At 52.8% G+C, this 16302-nt stretch carries 20 protein-coding genes; 13 read left to right on the top strand and 7 right to left on the bottom strand.

Annotated elements, in window-relative coordinates; genetic code table 11:
• Positions 1-68: 68 nt before the first annotated feature.
• The 3 genes from QZ280_RS13245 to QZ280_RS13255 all read right to left on the bottom strand — a co-directional run bounded on the left by QZ280_RS13245 (position 69) and on the right by QZ280_RS13255 (position 1339).
• Entirely contained in the window at positions 69-755 is a 687-nt protein-coding gene (locus QZ280_RS13245) for a Hint domain-containing protein (protein WP_365734703.1), read from the bottom strand.
• A gap of 124 nt (positions 756-879) precedes the next feature.
• A complete protein-coding gene (locus QZ280_RS13250; RefSeq protein WP_293444949.1) occupies positions 880-1059 on the bottom strand; it encodes a hypothetical protein in 180 nt (59 codons plus the stop codon).
• Between the two features lie 133 nt (positions 1060-1192).
• Positions 1193-1339, bottom strand: coding sequence for a DUF2256 domain-containing protein (locus QZ280_RS13255; RefSeq protein WP_293444951.1), 147 nt, complete (start codon positions 1337-1339; stop codon positions 1193-1195).
• A gap of 66 nt (positions 1340-1405) precedes the next feature.
• Between QZ280_RS13255 and pepN the strand changes: the two genes are divergently transcribed.
• Complete coding sequence (gene pepN / locus QZ280_RS13260; protein WP_293444953.1) at positions 1406-3958, top strand: aminopeptidase N; 2553 nt, start codon at positions 1406-1408, stop codon at positions 3956-3958.
• Positions 3955-4386 carry a hypothetical protein gene (locus tag QZ280_RS13265; protein WP_293444955.1) on the top strand — a complete coding sequence of 144 codons (432 nt, stop codon included), beginning with the start codon at positions 3955-3957 and terminating at the stop codon, positions 4384-4386. The genes pepN and QZ280_RS13265 overlap by 4 nt, the downstream gene beginning before the upstream one ends.
• Positions 4387-4727: 341 nt before the next feature.
• On the opposite strand, the gene QZ280_RS13270 is transcribed toward QZ280_RS13265, so the two are convergent.
• Positions 4728-4910 (bottom strand): hypothetical protein, encoded by a 183-nt coding sequence (locus tag QZ280_RS13270; RefSeq protein WP_293444957.1) that lies wholly within the window; start codon positions 4908-4910, stop codon positions 4728-4730.
• A gap of 633 nt (positions 4911-5543) precedes the next feature.
• Here QZ280_RS13270 and QZ280_RS13275 point away from each other — a divergent pair.
• The 4 genes from QZ280_RS13275 (at position 5544) to QZ280_RS13290 (ending at position 8689) form a co-directional block, all read left to right on the top strand.
• Complete coding sequence (locus QZ280_RS13275; RefSeq protein ID WP_293444959.1) at positions 5544-6143, top strand: hypothetical protein; 600 nt, start codon at positions 5544-5546, stop codon at positions 6141-6143.
• Positions 6144-6161: 18 nt separating this feature from the next.
• Positions 6162-6638 (top strand): hypothetical protein, encoded by a 477-nt coding sequence (locus tag QZ280_RS13280; protein ID WP_293444961.1) that lies wholly within the window; start codon positions 6162-6164, stop codon positions 6636-6638.
• A 144-nt stretch (positions 6639-6782) separates the two neighbouring features.
• Positions 6783-8294, top strand: a complete 1512-nt coding sequence (gatB, locus tag QZ280_RS13285; RefSeq protein WP_293444963.1) for an Asp-tRNA(Asn)/Glu-tRNA(Gln) amidotransferase subunit GatB — start codon at positions 6783-6785, stop codon at positions 8292-8294.
• The gene (locus QZ280_RS13290) at positions 8291-8689 is read left to right on the top strand and encodes a DUF4177 domain-containing protein (protein WP_293444965.1); all 399 of its coding nucleotides are present in this window, start codon (positions 8291-8293) and stop codon (positions 8687-8689) included. Before gatB ends, QZ280_RS13290 begins: the two co-directional genes overlap by 4 nt.
• 94 nt (positions 8690-8783) lie before the next feature.
• Here the strand turns inward: QZ280_RS13290 and QZ280_RS13295 are convergent, their stop codons facing one another.
• Positions 8784-9044 (bottom strand): BolA family protein, encoded by a 261-nt coding sequence (locus QZ280_RS13295; RefSeq protein ID WP_293444967.1) that lies wholly within the window; start codon positions 9042-9044, stop codon positions 8784-8786.
• Between the two features lie 71 nt (positions 9045-9115).
• On the opposite strand from QZ280_RS13295, the gene QZ280_RS13300 reads away from it, so the two are divergent.
• The 4 genes from QZ280_RS13300 to QZ280_RS13315 all read left to right on the top strand — a co-directional run bounded on the left by QZ280_RS13300 (position 9116) and on the right by QZ280_RS13315 (position 11906).
• Positions 9116-9742, top strand: coding sequence for a J domain-containing protein (locus QZ280_RS13300; protein WP_293444969.1), 627 nt, complete (start codon positions 9116-9118; stop codon positions 9740-9742).
• Positions 9743-10208: 466 nt separating this feature from the next.
• The gene (locus tag QZ280_RS13305) at positions 10209-10439 is read left to right on the top strand and encodes a hypothetical protein (protein WP_293444971.1); all 231 of its coding nucleotides are present in this window, start codon (positions 10209-10211) and stop codon (positions 10437-10439) included.
• 36 nt (positions 10440-10475) lie between these two features.
• Positions 10476-11003, top strand: coding sequence for a hypothetical protein (locus QZ280_RS13310; protein WP_293444973.1), 528 nt, complete (start codon positions 10476-10478; stop codon positions 11001-11003).
• 189 nt (positions 11004-11192) lie between these two features.
• Positions 11193-11906, top strand: a complete 714-nt coding sequence (locus QZ280_RS13315; RefSeq protein WP_293444975.1) for a DUF2161 family putative PD-(D/E)XK-type phosphodiesterase — start codon at positions 11193-11195, stop codon at positions 11904-11906.
• Between the two features lie 26 nt (positions 11907-11932).
• On the opposite strand, the gene msrB is transcribed toward QZ280_RS13315, so the two are convergent.
• Complete coding sequence (msrB, locus tag QZ280_RS13320; protein WP_293444977.1) at positions 11933-12424, bottom strand: peptide-methionine (R)-S-oxide reductase MsrB; 492 nt, start codon at positions 12422-12424, stop codon at positions 11933-11935.
• Between the two features lie 108 nt (positions 12425-12532).
• A complete protein-coding gene (locus tag QZ280_RS13325) occupies positions 12533-12964 on the bottom strand; it encodes a hypothetical protein (protein ID WP_293444979.1) in 432 nt (143 codons plus the stop codon).
• 221 nt (positions 12965-13185) lie between these two features.
• Here QZ280_RS13325 and cobS point away from each other — a divergent pair, with 221 nt between their 5' ends.
• Genes cobS through cobT form a run of 3 tightly spaced genes read left to right on the top strand, consistent with a single transcriptional unit; the run spans position 13186 to position 16292 of the window.
• Positions 13186-14172 (top strand): cobaltochelatase subunit CobS, encoded by a 987-nt coding sequence (gene cobS, locus QZ280_RS13330; RefSeq protein ID WP_293444981.1) that lies wholly within the window; start codon positions 13186-13188, stop codon positions 14170-14172.
• Between the two features lie 19 nt (positions 14173-14191).
• Complete coding sequence (locus tag QZ280_RS13335) at positions 14192-14413, top strand: hypothetical protein (protein ID WP_293444983.1); 222 nt, start codon at positions 14192-14194, stop codon at positions 14411-14413.
• A 1-nt stretch (position 14414) separates the two neighbouring features.
• Complete coding sequence (gene cobT, locus QZ280_RS13340; protein WP_293444985.1) at positions 14415-16292, top strand: cobaltochelatase subunit CobT; 1878 nt, start codon at positions 14415-14417, stop codon at positions 16290-16292.
• Positions 16293-16302 lie beyond the last annotated feature (10 nt).

Consider the following 16302-nt stretch of genomic DNA (forward strand, 5'->3'; position numbering starts at 1 on the left):
TTCACGCAGCACTAAGGGGCAACAAAAGCTTTGAAAGACTATTCACAAATTTCGAAACTAATTGCGTTCTACACCGATGCACCAAACAAATACGCCTCATGGGCGCGCAGAAATAGAAATGCTGCGGTCATCTTAGATGTGGTCTTCAACAAGTCGGGAAAAAGCGTTTCAAGCTCTTCTCGTGCAGCACTGCTCAATGCAGGGCGGGATGAATTGCCCAAGAAAAGCGTCTCCGTCGGTGCGCCATTGGCAAAAATTACGTCATTTTGGGCCGTGAGAATATGAAAATAGGTGATTTCATCGGTTTCAAGCTGTTTGATCGTGGTTCCATTAACCAAGATTTCGCCGCAACCAAAGCAGCGCTCGCTCCTGAATAAAGTTCGGACCATCGGGTTGCAGACATAAACGCGATGGTTGGGCGACGAGTGCAGGTCTTGCGAATTTCCCATAGCACCCGCCTCAAAACAAATTAGCGCAAGCTTGCCGCGCCCACGTACCGTGCTTTTGCCAGAGCAAAGGACTTCTTGCGCCCCATTTTCCAAAGTCACAAGATTATCACCGGCGCGTATTTCTGCCACGTCAACCAAGCCAAAATTTGTTTGAATGTTCGTGCCTTCAACGAAGCATGCAACATAATCGTCATATGCATTTGGTTTGTGTGTAAGATGTGCGTTCCTGATTAAACGTGTAGCTGCTGCCCGCGCGCAACAAAACTTTGGGAACAAGGCCATCCACCGGCCCTTTTTGGTAGCCATCTCCGCCAAAGTGCAATGACGTGACCTGATGGCCCGATGCTGTGTTTATTAGATCGTAAGCAGTGATAATCGATGTTTCAGCAGCGATGGCTGATCCGTCAATATTCGCGGCGACATCAAAGATTTACGAGCCATCGACCTCGTCAAAAATCACATCATCATCGTCAACTCCAATACGCGTTCCGGTCGCTCCGGGTACCAAGGTCAGCGTAAAAGACCCCGTGCCTGCCGCTGCCGCAAAAGCCTCATCAGGCAAACCACCGACAAAATCGGACGGGCTATATACGTAAAGATAATAAGGCATAAAACGACCTCATTCATGAACACTCGTACGCAACTAACTTTTAACTATGTCCAGATTGCGTGACTATCTTGTCTATCGGTGACAATTTTGGGTCGAGGATATTAATTAGCGACAGATGGGCGACAATCGCGATCTAATCAGCCTTGCTGCGCCGACATCGTTCGGAGCAATATTTTACACTCTCCCAATCGCGTACCCATTTTTTGCGCCATATAAATGGGAGCCCACAACATGCGCAAATCTTGCTCGGCAGGTTGGCTTTCTTCACACCTTTTGGCATCGTTTACTCCTTCTTTTCATTGCCCTCTCAGTTCGTTAGCCTGCGCCCAAGCAACAGGAGCACACGATGCGCGAGCCAGCACCGCAAACGATCTATCTCAAAGACTACACAGCTTTTGGTTACACCGTAGAAGATGTGCATCTGACGTTCAAACTCTCCCCCGCCGCCACGCGCGTCCTCTCACGTATTCGATTCGCGCCCAATTCTGAGGCCACTGATAAGACGTTCTTTCTAAATGGGGAGGGACTTGATCTGAAATGGGCGAAAATCAATGGTGCAGATATCGCGCCAAACCTCACGCACGAAGGCTTAACAGCCGATGTCCCTGATGAACCGTTTATGTTCGAGGCAGAGGTCGAAATCAGCCCGCAAACCAATACCGCGCTTGAGGGTCTCTACATGTCGAGCGGCATGTATTGCACGCAATGCGAGGCTGAAGGTTTTCGCAAAATTACCTACTACCCTGATCGTCCCGACGTGATGAGCACCTTCACGGTGCGCGTCGAAGGCCCGCATCCGGTTCTCTTGTCCAACGGAAATCCCACATCCTCCGGCACACATTTCGCAGAATGGCACGACCCTTGGCCCAAGCCTGCCTATCTATTCGCGTTGGTCGCAGGTGAGTTGATCGCGCATCCTGACCGCTTCACAACGATGTCCGGTAAAGACGTAGAATTGAATATCTACGTGCGGGCGGGCGACGAAGACAAATGCGCCTTCGGCATGGAAGCGCTCAAGAAATCAATGGTTTGGGACGAAAAGGTCTATGGGCGCGAATATGATCTCGACATCTTCAACATCGTTGCTGTCGATGATTTCAACATGGGCGCGATGGAAAACAAAGGCCTGAACGTCTTTAACTCCTCATGCGTGCTCGCCTCGCCAGAAACTTCGACGGATGCCAACTTTGAGCGGATCGAAGCGATCATCGCCCATGAATATTTCCACAATTGGACCGGCAATCGCATTACATGTCGCGACTGGTTCCAGCTCTGCCTCAAAGAAGGGCTGACCGTCTACCGCGACAGTCAGTTCACCTCTGACATGCGCTCTGCTCCGGTCAAACGCATCTCTGACGTAATTGATTTGCGAGGTCGTCAGTTCGCCGAAGATGGCGGTCCCCTTGCCCATCCCGTACGCCCCAACAGCTTTGTGGAGATCAACAATTTCTACACTGCGACAGTCTATGAAAAGGGTGCCGAGGTCATCGGTATGCTCAAAACCCTCGTCGGCGACGGCGCTTACGCAAAGGCCGTGGACCTCTATTTTAAACGCCACGACGGCGACGCAGCTACAATCGAGGACTGGCTTCAGGTCTTTGAAGACGTCACAGGTCGCGATCTGAAACGCTTCAAACGCTGGTATACTTCCGCAGGCACACCGCGTTTGCATGTGAAGGAAAGCTACAAGAATGGCCGCTATAAACTGACATTCCGCCAAGAAACGCCGCCCACACCGGGCCAGCCACAGAAGAAGCCGCGTGTTATTCCGATTGCCGTGGGTCTGTTAAATCCGAAGGGCAATGAAATTGCGCCGACACAGATTTTGGAAATGTCAAAACGCCAGCAAAGCTTCAAATGGGAGGGCTTAAACGAGCAACCGACGCCCTCGATCCTACGTGGTTTTTCAGCTCCTGTGATTCTAGAGCGCGAGACGAACGATACGCAACGCGCCTTCCTGCTCGCCCATGACACCGACCCGTTTAATCGTTGGGAGGCTGGTCGCGAGCTTGCCAAATCCACGTTGCTTGCGATGATCGTAGACGGTGCCGCCCCGAACGCAGGCTACCTTGATGGTATGCTCGCTGTGCTACGCGATGACAGTCTTGATCCCGCAACCCGCGCGCTGATGCTTGGTCTGCCCAGCCAGTCCGATCTAACGCAAATCCTTGCCGACAAGGGCGTAAACCCCGACCCACAAGGAATTTACGACGCAGTGCAAACCCTGAAACTCGCGATGGCGCAGCACATGCAAGACACGCTGCCGCGTATTTATGCTGAGTGCCAAGTCACCGGCCCCTACTCGCCCGAGGCAGAACCAGCAGGAAAACGCGCTTTGGCCAACGCTGTTCTCGCGCTTGGATCGCGCCTTGATGGGGGTAAAGCCGCGCAGAAACAATACGACGCAGCGGACAACATGACCCAACAACTCTCCGCACTGGCCTGTCTTTTGCAAGAGAACGTCGGCAAAACTGCTTTGGCAAACTTCTATGAACAATGGAAGCATGACCGTCTCGTAATGGACAAATGGTTCGGCCTGCAAGTCAGTTGCGCGGCACCAGAAGACACGGCGACGACTGCAGAAAACCTAACTATCCACGCGGATTTCGACCACAAGAACCCGAACCGGTTCCGCGCCACGCTTGGTGCCCTCGCGATGTGCCATGCAGGATTTCATCACATCTCCGGGCGGGGATACACGCTTTTGGCGGATTGGCTAATTACGCTTGACCCAATCAATCCACAGACCACCGCGCGCATGTGCAGCGCGTTTCAGACGTGGAAACGTTATGATGAGGCACGTCAAAACATGATGTTGGCAGAGATTGATCGCATTCTTGCCCAGCCGAGCCTCAGCCGCGACACGACTGAAATGCTTACACGCATTCGCACCGCATGAGCGATTTCACCTTCCAACGCGCCGCGCGCAACCCGCGCGCGGTTGGGTTTGTTGTGCTGTGGTGGCTCGTGATTTTCGCGCTTTACGCCGTTCTCAATGGCTCTTGGGTGATCCTTGCAATTTTGGCGCTGTACAGTGTTCCTGCCCTCTTAGATATTTATCGTGGGACCACAGCTGCATTACAGATCACTGCGAAAGACATCCAATGGCGGTCTGGCAAACGCGCAGGCAATTTAGCGCGCGGGCAACTAAAATCGGTAAGGTTTGATACACGGCTTGATCTGTCTTTGCGCATGACGTTGCTTACCTATCAAGACGAAAAATTACGTCTACCTTATGAGTGCACACCGAAAGCTAGCGATATCGAAGCCGCGCTCAAAGCCCGAGACATCCCCTACGATAGGCATCATTTCACATTGATGTCCTAAGCACCGGGCCACAGTCGTGGTCGCACTGATTTCAAATTCCGACAATATTTTTGTTTGCGCGTCCATGCGGCGATGTCTTTGCGTTTGGAGCTGATGAGCATCGGGCCCCAATGAGCGGCGACCCCGCGCCAACGTTTGTCCTTGGTAACCATGACTTTGTCGTGCGGCATCACAACAGTCAAAATACGCACAGCACATTCTAGATTTGAAGGCCCATGCTTGAGACCCTCGCGGCTTGACGCTCTACATTTATAGCCTCGCGCTATTGCAGACAAAATCTGCAACAAGCCATACCAACGGCTATTGCAGCCAACTGCGTCCTGACAATAGGTGCTTTCGTGTTAAGCCAAAGCCGACATAAACACTGCCCAAAAGGCAGCGCGTTGCTCCACGCCAGCCTCTGGATAGGCCGGACACCAACCAGCAATATCGCCCGTACGGTTTGCAAAATAGGTTTCCCATGCGATCGCAACGCGGAAATAGCCGCCCGCGTCCAGATGCGACCGGCGGGGCGATGGTCCCAACGCGCCACTGTTACACTGTCCCCCGCCCTGCGGTTTGGGCGTAGGGATTCTTGTGGTGCTTAAAATTTGGGTTCAGTGATTCGTGTAAAACTTCCGAATTCGGGCGGATCAATGGGCGCACGGTGTGATCTGCCGCGTTGCTCGCGACCGGGATCCACAGACACATCATTGCAAGAGTAGCTTAGCATAGGTGTTTCATCGCGCCACTCTGGCTGTTTCTATGGGTCGGACGCAAGCAAGTCCCTGCCTCTATCCCGTTTACAAGCAAGTCCCTGCCTCTATCCCGTTTAACGGTCTTCGGAAACAGTTTGTTCTCGCCCATCGCCCGCCACGATTGCGCCTGATTGCACCGCCATACGATATTCAACGCCTCGATCAAGAGGAGTGAAAGAAATACGGTATGTCTATTTTAAAATCGCTAATGGCTCGTCTGCCTGAAACGCAAATCACACCGCGCACCGCGATGGTGAAAAAGCCCTCAAAAGCAAGCATTCAAACCGACGCGCCAGATCTGGACAGCTCTTGGTCATTCCCGTCTCGAAAGAGCCGCGTGAAGAACAGCTGCGCAGCTATCGCTCTAATCAAGGTCAATTTTTGGCGCGCTAATAGCGTTGGGAAGATCTAAGTAAGCTTGTGCAGAACGAAGACACGCAGCGCCACGCCGCCGCTGGCGGCATGCCGATTGCTGAGCTTTTGTGCCAAGGTGCGCGCTCGGATGTGTTTGCACTCGCGGAACATCTTTTAATCGATGGAACACCTGAGGAAAACCACCCCCTGACAGAGATGATTTCCGCACTTGAAGGGATCTTAAGCGAGTACGCTGACAACAATGTCATCGCGACGATTGTTGCGCTCATACATCTCGATATTGCATGGGCACGGCGCAGCACCGAAAGCATACGCGATACACCAGCGCGCAACCTCGAAGCGTTCAACTTGCAGTCCAAACGCACGCAGCAAGTGCTTGATCCCTTTTGCGGAATAGAGCTTGACAGCCTACTCTTAACCTCTGCGCGCTGCGCACTTTTGGTTGGCAATCCGAACGCGAATGATCGCGTCACCAACGATTATGAGGACTTGATTGATCTCACGCCGCAACAACAACGCCATATCCACGCGCTTGGACATCACATTTTGCCGCAATGGTTTGGCAGCTACGGCTCCCTCGAATTGGAAGCGCGCCGAACAGCCTCCAGAACCCAAGACATATGGGGGGCTGGTGCCTATACATAGGCGTTTTTTGACGCGCTTTTGGTTGATCCGGCCTGTGCCCGCGTTCTCGACATTCCATTCTTCTTGGAAGGGATGCGCGATATTCTCGAGCGCTCTGAAGATCCACATAAATCGAACTTGTTTGCCTCCTTTGCGGCAGTGTTGATCCCGAATGCAGCAAAGCAATATAGTGAAGACCTCGAAGCAATCACAGCACTGAAACAAATTCAAAAGTCTGCGCGGTGGATTATGTCGGACCGTCTGCATGAACTGCATCCCCTCATTTGGGGGCATGCTATGGAAGCGTTCGACAACCAAGCCCGCATCGCATCCATTGACACTATTTTTAAGCAAGGTTGTGAAAAGGCGAACCAAGTCTTTGTGAGCCTGTTCGGGGATCAAATGCTTAAAGGCAACGCCCTCATATTCATTTGCAACCAAGCAGCAAACCCGAATCCAACGCGCAGCGGAGCAAATCATCTGGTATGCCCACTCGTTCCTGTTGTTAGCGCCTAAAAGCTTAAGGTTGGCATACAGGATCAAAGTTTAGCGATTTTTTAAAATTTTCCCAATTTTTGTGACCTCCGACAGAGCCCCTCTTGCCCCCTCCTCAGCTCTGCCTTAAAAGCCCTTAACGCCCTGATTTCATGGACCCACAGCATGCTTGATCTGACCTTCGAGACCCCTAAAATTAAAACGATTGCAGGGGCAAAACACGATTGGGAACTCGTCATCGGTATGGAAGTGCACGCGCAAGTTGCGTCGAACTCCAAATTGTTCTCTGCTGCCTCGACAAAATTCGGCGCAGAGCCCAATTCCAATGTCGCTTTCGTTGATGCGGCAATGCCCGGAATGCTGCCTGTTATCAACGAGTTCTGTGTTGAACAAGCAGTGCGCACAGGGCTTGGTCTAAAGGCAGAAATTAATCTGTTCTCGGCGTTTGATCGCAAGAACTACTTCTACCCTGACCTGCCGCAGGGCTATCAAATCAGCCAGTTGTACCACCCAATTGTAGGCGAAGGCGAAATCATCGTTGATCTTGAGCCCGGCATCGCGCGCCGAGTGCGGATCGAGCGTATTCACCTCGAACAAGACGCGGGCAAATCGATTCACGATATGGACCCGAATATGTCTTTCGTTGATCTCAACCGCACGGGCGTCGCCTTAATGGAGATCGTCTCGCGCCCAGATATTCGCGGCCCCGAAGAAGCCGCTGCTTTCGTGGTCAAACTGCGCCAGATCCTGCGTTATCTGGGCACCTGCGACGGCAATATGCAAAGCGGCAGCATGCGCGCCGACGTCAACGTCTCGGTCTGTTTGCCAGGCCAATACGAGAAATTCATCGAAACGGGTGATTTCGGCCACCTTGGCACGCGCTGCGAGATCAAGAACATGAACTCCACGCGCTTCATTCAGCAAGCCATCGATGTAGAAGCAAAACGCCAAATCGCAATCATCGAAGCGGGCGGCAAAGTCGATCAAGAAACCCGCCTCTACGATCCCGACAAGGGCGAAACCCGCTCTATGCGTTCCAAGGAAGAGGCGCATGATTACCGGTATTTCCCCGACCCTGATTTGCTCCCTTTGGAGATCGAACAGGCTTGGGTCGACGATATCGCCAAAACCCTGCCAGAGCTACCTGACAAGAAGAAAGCACGCTTCGTCACCTCATTCGGCCTTTCGGAATATGACGCCTCGGTCTTGACCGCAGACGTTGAATCCGCAAGCTATTTCGAGTCAGTTGCAGAGAATCGCGATGGCAAACTCGCGGCGAATTGGGTGATTAACGAACTCTTTGGACGTCTTAAGTCAGACGAAAAGGACATCACCACCTGCCCGATCACACCAGCACAGCTTGGTGGCATCATTGATTTGATCAAGACCGACACGATCTCTGGAAAAATCGCCAAAGATCTGTTCGAGATCGTCTACACGGAGGGCGGCGAACCCGCCGACATCGTCAAAGCGCGCGGAATGAAACAAGTGACAGATACGGGCGCAATAGAAGCCGCAGTCGATCAGATCATCGCCGACAATCCGGCGCAGGTGGCGAAAGCAAAAGAAAACCCAAAACTCGCAGGCTGGTTCGTCGGTCAGGTGATGAAAGCGACAGGTGGCAAAGCCAACCCGAAAGCCGTCAACCAAATCATCGCTGCAAAGCTCGCCGAATGATACGCTACGAATATAAGGTCCTGCCTGCCCCATCTCGGGGTCAGCGGGGCAAAGGCGTCAAAGGCAGCGATGGCAGATTCGCCAATGCCCTCGAAACCCTGATAAATCAAATGGGATCAGACGGCTGGGAATATCAACGCGCTGAAACTCTTCCCTCCGAAGAACGCGTAGGTATAGCTTCCAAGACGACAGTGTTTCGCAATGTGTTGGTGTTTCGCCGCTCTATTGAAACCGATGTAGAGGCGTTTGAGCCGAATTTGCTCGATGCGCCGAATGAAGAACCAGAGTTCGACAGCGAAGACACTGAAACGGATGACCCGCCCTCTGACCCAGAGCAACCCTCGGATCCAGACGCTCCAGTGCAAAACGAAGACCCCGACGACTACAGAGCCTAAACCCCAGGGCTTCTTTCGTCCTAAAATACCTCGGGGGAATCTGCCTCGCAGACGGGGGCAGCGCCCCCACCGCTCTCAACAAAACATACGGCCGCTAGGGCACATCCAGATCCAGCGCCAGCGCATGAATGCGGCCAATCAACTCAGGTCCAAGTGCTGCATGCACCATGCGATGCCGCGCAATCCGGCTCTTACCTTCAAACAGCTCTGCGCGAATACGCAGGTTATAATGGCTCTCGCCACCTTCCTGATACCCGCCATGTCCGCGATGGCTTTCGCTATCATCGACCACATCCAACGCGCTTGGGGCCAATGCGGCCTCAAGTTTTACACGAATTTCATCTGCCTTGGACATTTTTACAAAACTCCCCTTCAAACCCCTGCCAAATACTCTATTGTTATGCCCCTGATAGGACGAGGTGAGCAATGCAAAAGAAGAGCGATCCCTTTGGTTTCGATATGTCCGTATCGTCTGCAAAGAAGAAAAATACACGTGGTCGCAGGGGCATGTCGGGCGAATCTGAGACCTCGCAGCGTGTGTGCACCAAGGACGGCTGCGAATTGCCAGGCAAGTTTCGCGCTCCGCGCGCGCCTGATGTTCTGGATGATTTCATCTGGTTCTGCAAAGACCACGTGCGCGAATATAATCTGAAATGGAACTTCTTTAACGGCACGACAGAGGCCGAACTGAATGCACAACAAAGCAAGGACAAGGTCTGGGAGCGCGAAACAAAGCCCGTCAAAGACCCCGAAGCCGCTGCATGGGCCCGCCTTGGCATTGAGGATCCACATCAAGTTCTAGGCGGTAATGCTACGCGCAATCCGGGCAAAGGCGGTGGTGCGGGCAAGCGTCTACCACCCACCGAACGCCGCGCGATGGAAATTCTCGAGGCCAAAGATTTCTGGACCAAACCCGAAATTCGCAAGTCTTATAAAGCCCTTATCAAAGTGCTACACCCCGATATGAACGGCGGCGACCGCTCGCAAGAAGAGCAATTGCAAGAAGTCGTTTGGGCCTGGGATCAAATCAAAGATAGTCGCAACTTCAAGTAGCGAACACATCACCCAATACAGCCATTTCGGGAATTCCAAAATTTCCAATACGCGTTAAAACGTGAAAGATCTGCTAATATTTGAACATTAAGAGATCTTTTATTATCGATGCGTTTTTGTCCTCAATTCATACCAAGTCAAACGACACATCAGCCGACCAAGCCAGTAAATGCGAAGATATCCAGCAAACCGTGACCGATTTTATCGGCAAAACTGTGAGCCACTCGCTAACAGCTTGCAAAGAACTAAGGCCACCATTTGCGCTTGTGACCAAGCTTTACCAGTTGATGACTTGGACCTAGTCATATTAATTGATCAGTCGATGAGCATGGATGACATTGCCCCGCTTGTTGCCGATGCAAGTGCAGCCGCCTTATAATCCGCCAAGGAAAAGTGTGGCGCGGAAAATCTAAGGGTCGCGTGGTTCACTAACGATGGCTCCGATTATAGAGCCTCCATCCCGCGCGTGCCCTATATTGTAGCAGGTTTCACGCAAACCCATGAACAATACTTTCGTGAGCTTGATCACACGGGCCCTTTCGCCGGCAACGGCTTCCAAGGAAACAACAGCGAAGAAGGCGCAAAATCGATTAACGATCTTGCGCGCACGTATGATTGGCTCCCAGGTCTATACCGCGCTATTTTCTACGTCAGCGATGAGCACTTTGGCGATTATGGCCGCACGCACCGACAATAAATGCAGGCTGTTAATGCAGCTGTGGCTGAATAACAAATGGCTGGAGTCAAAGTATTTGCACATTATGAGGAGGGCGGAGAGCACAGCGGAACACGGCTTGCCGAAAATACCGAAGCCTACGAAACCTTGTGCAATTCAATCAATGGACCGGCCGAAATCGGCGGCTCTGCGTCGCAAGCACTATACGAAGGGCTCCTCCGCGAAGCGATATGTGAAGCCTGTATTACAGACGCAGGCTGCTCAGTCGTGGACAGGCCTGGCATCAAACCCTGCATCGATATCAAATGGGGACAAAGCGACTGTGACGGCGTTCAATCCGATGACAACGAAACGCTCTGCATCTCAATTTGTAACTGTTATGAAAATGTTACTTTCTCAAACGTGAAGATCGTATATCTTTGGCTCACAGACGAAAATGGAGAGGCCCCGCCCCCATTGCCCGACGGATCACCCTCCGGTCGCATTTACCCGCTTGGCCCCATTTGTTTCGGCAATATCGGACCCTACGTTGATGGCGAACCACCTGCGCTCACCACGAAGCGATTGTCGTACTTTGGGGCGTAAAACCTGATATATATAGCGTTTCTGTCGGTGGATTATGCTTTGATATCAAACGTTCGGTCTTCGTTGAGAAATCTACATTTGAAATGATCGTCTGTGCAAGTTGACACGTTAAACGTCCAGCATTTCCTCTTTTGTGCAAAACGTCTATATGTCGCGCCAAGCAGCCCAAGTGAGCGGGACACAGCAGCGATGCCAGCAAAAAAGACCCGTGAAACAGATCTCTACCCCCCTGTGAAATCCTTTTTGGAAGCACAGGGGTATGAGGTCAAAGGCGAGGTTGGAAAGCTCGATGTCATGGCCATGCGCAGCGATGAACCACCCTTGATCGTGGAACTCAAAACTGGCTTCTCGCTGTCACTGTTTCATCAAGGGGTGGAGCGGCTCTCGATCTGCGACACGGTCTACATCTGCGTACCGCGACCCAAGGGAAAAGCAGGGCTAAAGTCGCTCAATAACAACAAAACCCTGTGTCGCCGCTTGGGCCTTGGCCTGCTCACTGTACGCGCCTCTGACAATTTGGTAGAGGCGCATGTGGATCCAACACCCTACACCCCGCGCAAGTCGAAAAAGAAAGCCGACCGCCATTTGCGAGAATTTCAACGCCTTGTCGGTGACCCCAACACAGGCGGTTCAACGCGGCAAGGGCTTGTGACCGCTTACCGACAAGACGCGCTCAAATGCTTAGGTTTTCTTGAAGGACACGGGCCAACCAAAGCCTCCGAGATCGCAAAAATCACAGGTGTGCCAACCGCGCGCAATTTGATGTCGCACAATCACTACGGCTGGTTCGAACGTGTGTCGAAAGGCATTTACTGGCTCAGCCCCAAAGGCCAGGAGGCCCTAGGCGAATATGAAGCAAACCTTGATGCGATCCGCGATCTTTATCCAGGGGCTGAGGAATAGCGCCTGATTTTTCGAAGAAAAATCGTTTACGCAGCTTTGAACTCCAAAGACACTCCGTTCAAACAATGAGGCTTGCCTGTTAGCGTAGGTCCATCACCAAAAACATGACCCAAGTGCGATCCGCATCGGCGACAATGCACCTCTGTGCGCACAGCAAACAGCTTGTGGTCTGCCTTTGTGCAAATTGCATTTGGCGAAGACCGATAAAAGCTCGGCCACCCAGTGCGGCTTTCGTACTTGGTCTTAGAGGGGTAAAGTGCCAGATCGCAGCCGCGGCAATGATAGGTGCCAGCCGCATAATTTTTATCAAGCGGAGAAGAGCCTGCGCACTCCGTACCCTTTTCTCGCATCACCTTATATTGGAGAGTGCTTAGCATCTCTTTCCACTCTGCCTTCGAGCGCATCACTGCAAACGTACCAGCAGCCGCAGAACTCGGTGGCGCACCGAACGCGCCTATAACGCTCATACTGGCCAAACCGCTGGCCGTTCCGAGGTAAAGAAAGTGACGTCGATGCATGTGTAATCTTCTTTCCTCAAATCTGAGGGGCCGCTCCATCATTTGAAAGACAAGCTAAAGCACATCCATGTGAGTAGTGTTTACGGCCAATCGACCTCAAACCGCGGCTTAAAAATCGGATCGCCCCATAAGCGGTGCCATACCTAAGAATTCAGGTGTCTCTGCCTCTTGTGAAGCCGCAAGCATTACCCCTGCACGCAACGCCCTGCTTTGCGCGCCATTCAAACGCAGCGCGCCAAGTCGCTGCACAGGTATCACCAAAAAAAACACAGGTGCAGAATTGCCCTTTACGACCCAAACAGCGAACCCACTGCCCTCTAATTTCTGCCCATCGCCATACTCAAAATGCAGTAAGGCAGTAACTGGGTTGAACGTAAATGTAAGGTCGGCCTCACTCTGGGAAATCTGAATATTTGCTTGCAAAACATCAGTCACGGGTCGCGATCCCATGTCTGAGTTATAAACGAAATACGCCAGTAAAACCGCAGCCATACCGCCAAGCACATATTCCCAGATGCAGATACGGCGCCGCCAAGGCAACCGATTTTCTAACCACAATTCCCTTTTGAAATGACCGAAGATAAATGAGTGCAAATCTTTCCATGCAAGTAAGCTGCCAAGCCATTGCGTTGAAGCCTAGCAAAAGACTTTGACCGGGGTTTGGATTTAGCCGCCCTTCCCCTTGTCCTTGGGCCGGATTTGAGGCACGTGTTGATCATCAGACACGGCTGCGCCGCACGCACAAGACAAGGACAGACACCATGGCCGACGAGATGCTGGACATCGACATGAAACCAACTGAAGACATCTCCGTTCGCGAGGTCTTTGGCCTCGACACGGATATGGTCGTTAAAGGCTTTGCCAAGCGCACGGACCGTGTCCCGGAACTCGACAGCACTTACAAGTTTGACCCTGACACAACGATGGCGATCCTTGCGGGCTTTTCGCACAATCGCCGCGTTATGGTTCAGGGCTATCACGGCACGGGTAAATCCACCCACATTGAACAAGTTGCGTCACGTTTGAACTGGCCTGCTGTGCGTGTGAACCTCGACAGCCACATCTCTCGGATTGATTTGATCGGCAAAGACGCAATCAAACTGAAAGACGGTAAGCAAGTCACTGATTTCCAAGAAGGCATTCTGCCTTGGGCGCTGCGCAATCCCACTGCGATCGTGTTTGACGAATACGACGCGGGCCGCGCGGACGTTATGTTCGTGATCCAGCGTGTTCTGGAAGTGGACGGCAAGCTGACGCTTCTCGATCAGAACAAGGTGATCAACCCGCACCCCTATTTCCGCATCTTCGCAACCGCGAACACGGTCGGTCTGGGTGACACCACGGGTCTTTATCACGGCACACAACAAATCAACCAAGGTCAAATGGACCGCTGGTCGCTTGTGGCCACGCTGAACTATCTCAGCGTTGATGCTGAAAGCTCCATCGTTCTGTCCAAGAACGCGCATTATAATAATGAAGCGGGTCGCAAGACTGTGAAGCAAATGGTCAAAGTAGCCGACCTCACGCGCACAGCCTTCATGAACGGGGATCTGTCTACGGTGATGTCACCGCGCACAGTTATTGCATGGGCGCAAAACGCAGAAATCTTCCGCAATGTGGGTTACGCGTTCCGTCTGTCTTTCCTCAATAAATGCGACGAACTTGAACGCCAGACAGTGGCCGAATTCTACCAGCGTTGCTTTGACGAAGAGCTTCCAGAAAGTGCGGCAAGCCTCACAATTGCCTAAGCAGCACTAAGGAGGTCACATGCATCTGGGATTGATCGGCGGAATTGGACCTGCCTCTACAGTCGTTTATTATCAGAGGCTAACGGACGCGATCGTTCTTTCTGAAACTGATTTGGGCCTCGCCTTTTATGGGCAAACAACGGAATATAAAGTGATCGACGCGCTCGATGTGCATGTCGATTTGCTTGTCAGCCTTGCGACGGGCAAGGCACAATTGAACGATCACGCGGTAGGTGTATAAAATGGCGAGCAATAACGACAACCCAGCCGATCCCTTCAAGAAAGCCTTGGCGGAAGCCACAAAGGTGATGGCGAATGATCCCGACTTGTCCGTCACATACACGGTCGACCCCTCTGGTGTGTCCGGCGACACGATGCGCCTGCCCCAAGTTTCCCGCCGCATGACCCGCGAGGAGGTGTTGATCGCGCGCGGCACCGCAGACGCGCTTGCCATGCACCGCAAATTTCATGATGGCAGCACCCATTCGCGGTATGTCCCACAGGGCGAAACCGCGCGCGAGCTCTATGAAGCGATGGAAACAGCGCGTTGCGAGGCAATGGGCGCGCGCGACATGCCCGGCACCGCGGGCAACATTGACGCGAAAATCGGCAATGAGGCGCTGCGCAAGGGCTATGACCAGATCAAGGATGCCGCTGACGCGCCTTTGGCCACTGCCGCTGGCTATCTTGTGCGTCACCTCGCCACGGGGCGTGATCTGCCAGAGGGCGCGCAAAATGTGATGAATCTTTGGAAGGATTTCATCAAAAAGCAGGCCGGTGAAACGCTGGATGATATCGATGATTTGCTCGACGATCAGGCCGCTTTTGCCAAATTATCGCGTCAATTGATCCAAGATCTTGGTTACGGCGACCAGCTTGGCGATGATCCTGATGACATCGATGATGATGCGCAGGATGATGCCGAAGAAAGCGGCGAAGACGAACAACAACCCGATAGTTCCGGTCAGGATGACGAGGGCGAAGAGGCTGATGATGCCTCCGCTGAGCAATCCCAAGAAGAACAGGAAGACGCTTCGCAAGCCCAAGTCTCCATGGACGATGTCTCTGATCAGGAAATGGGTGATGAGGCAGAGATGCCCGAAGGCGAGGCCCCTCTTGAGCCGCCGCAGCCTCAATCAATTTCTGACGCTGATCCGAATTATCAGGTTTATGACACCCAATTTGACGAAGAAGTGCGCGCAGAAGATTTGGCAGAACCAATCGAGCTGGAACGCTTGCGTGCCTACCTTGATCAACAGCTAGAGCCTTTGAAAGGCGCGGTCTCGCGGCTTGCGAACAAATTGCAGCGCCGCTTGCAAGCGCAGCAGAACCGCTCTTGGGAGTTTGATCTTGAGGAAGGTACGCTTGACGCGGGCCGCCTCGCACGCGTGGTTGCCAACCCGACAACACCGCTTAGCTTTAAGGTCGAGAAAGACACAGAATTCCGGGACACGATTGTGACACTCCTGCTCGACAACTCCGGTTCTATGCGCGGTCGTCCGATTTCTATTGCTGCGATCTGCGCTGATGTTCTGGCGCGCACGCTCGAGCGCTGCAATGTGAAGGTAGAAATCCTAGGCTTTACCACGCGCGCGTGGAAAGGTGGCCAATCTCGCGAGACTTGGCTCAATGCGGGGCGTGAACAACAGCCCGGACGCCTGAATGATCTACGCCATATCATCTACAAAAGTGCTGATAGCCCTTGGCGTCGTGCGCGGCCCAATTTGGGCCTGATGATGAAAGAAGGTCTGCTCAAAGAAAACATCGATGGCGAAGCACTGGAGTGGGCGCACCGCCGCATGGCTGGTCGCCCTGAGGCGCGTAAGATCTTGATGGTGATCTCGGATGGCGCACCTGTGGATGACAGCACTTTGTCTGTTAACCCTGCGAATTACTTGGAAAAACACCTGCGCGACGTGATCGCGATGGTCGAAAAGAAACGCGCAGTTGAACTGCTCGCTATCGGTATCGGTCATGACGTGACGCGCTATTACGAACGCGCCGTGACGATCACCGATGTGGAACAGCTTGCAGGTGCCATGACAGAGCAACTTGCCGCCTTGTTTGACAGTGACCCACGTGCCCGCGCGCGGGTAATGGGTATGCGGAAAGTCGGTTGACGCCCCTCTG

It is taken from the genome of Planktotalea sp. (genome assembly GCF_018607995.1).
Lineage (GTDB): Bacteria > Pseudomonadota > Alphaproteobacteria > Rhodobacterales > Rhodobacteraceae > Planktotalea.

What these genes read in the sequence shown, in the direction of transcription:
- QZ280_RS13295 (WP_293444967.1), bottom strand. Translation starts at nt 9,044, where the DNA reads ATGTCCAAGGCAGATGAAATTCGTGTAAAACTTGAGGCCGCATTGGCC.
- cobS (WP_293444981.1), top strand. Translation starts at nt 13,186, where the DNA reads ATGGCCGACGAGATGCTGGACATCGACATGAAACCAACTGAAGACATC.
- QZ280_RS13300 (WP_293444969.1), top strand. Translation starts at nt 9,116, where the DNA reads ATGCAAAAGAAGAGCGATCCCTTTGGTTTCGATATGTCCGTATCGTCT.
- cobT (WP_293444985.1), top strand. Translation starts at nt 14,415, where the DNA reads ATGGCGAGCAATAACGACAACCCAGCCGATCCCTTCAAGAAAGCCTTG.
- gatB (WP_293444963.1), top strand. Translation starts at nt 6,783, where the DNA reads ATGCTTGATCTGACCTTCGAGACCCCTAAAATTAAAACGATTGCAGGG.
- QZ280_RS13245 (WP_365734703.1), bottom strand. Translation starts at nt 755, where the DNA reads ATGGCTACCAAAAAGGGCCGGTGGATGGCCTTGTTCCCAAAGTTTTGT.
- QZ280_RS13290 (WP_293444965.1), top strand. Translation starts at nt 8,291, where the DNA reads ATGATACGCTACGAATATAAGGTCCTGCCTGCCCCATCTCGGGGTCAG.
- QZ280_RS13250 (WP_293444949.1), bottom strand. Translation starts at nt 1,059, where the DNA reads ATGCCTTATTATCTTTACGTATATAGCCCGTCCGATTTTGTCGGTGGT.
- QZ280_RS13255 (WP_293444951.1), bottom strand. Translation starts at nt 1,339, where the DNA reads ATGCCAAAAGGTGTGAAGAAAGCCAACCTGCCGAGCAAGATTTGCGCA.
- QZ280_RS13265 (WP_293444955.1), top strand. Translation starts at nt 3,955, where the DNA reads ATGAGCGATTTCACCTTCCAACGCGCCGCGCGCAACCCGCGCGCGGTT.
- msrB (WP_293444977.1), bottom strand. Translation starts at nt 12,424, where the DNA reads ATGCATCGACGTCACTTTCTTTACCTCGGAACGGCCAGCGGTTTGGCC.
- pepN (WP_293444953.1), top strand. Translation starts at nt 1,406, where the DNA reads ATGCGCGAGCCAGCACCGCAAACGATCTATCTCAAAGACTACACAGCT.
- QZ280_RS13315 (WP_293444975.1), top strand. Translation starts at nt 11,193, where the DNA reads ATGCCAGCAAAAAAGACCCGTGAAACAGATCTCTACCCCCCTGTGAAA.
- QZ280_RS13335 (WP_293444983.1), top strand. Translation starts at nt 14,192, where the DNA reads ATGCATCTGGGATTGATCGGCGGAATTGGACCTGCCTCTACAGTCGTT.
- QZ280_RS13310 (WP_293444973.1), top strand. Translation starts at nt 10,476, where the DNA reads ATGGCTGGAGTCAAAGTATTTGCACATTATGAGGAGGGCGGAGAGCAC.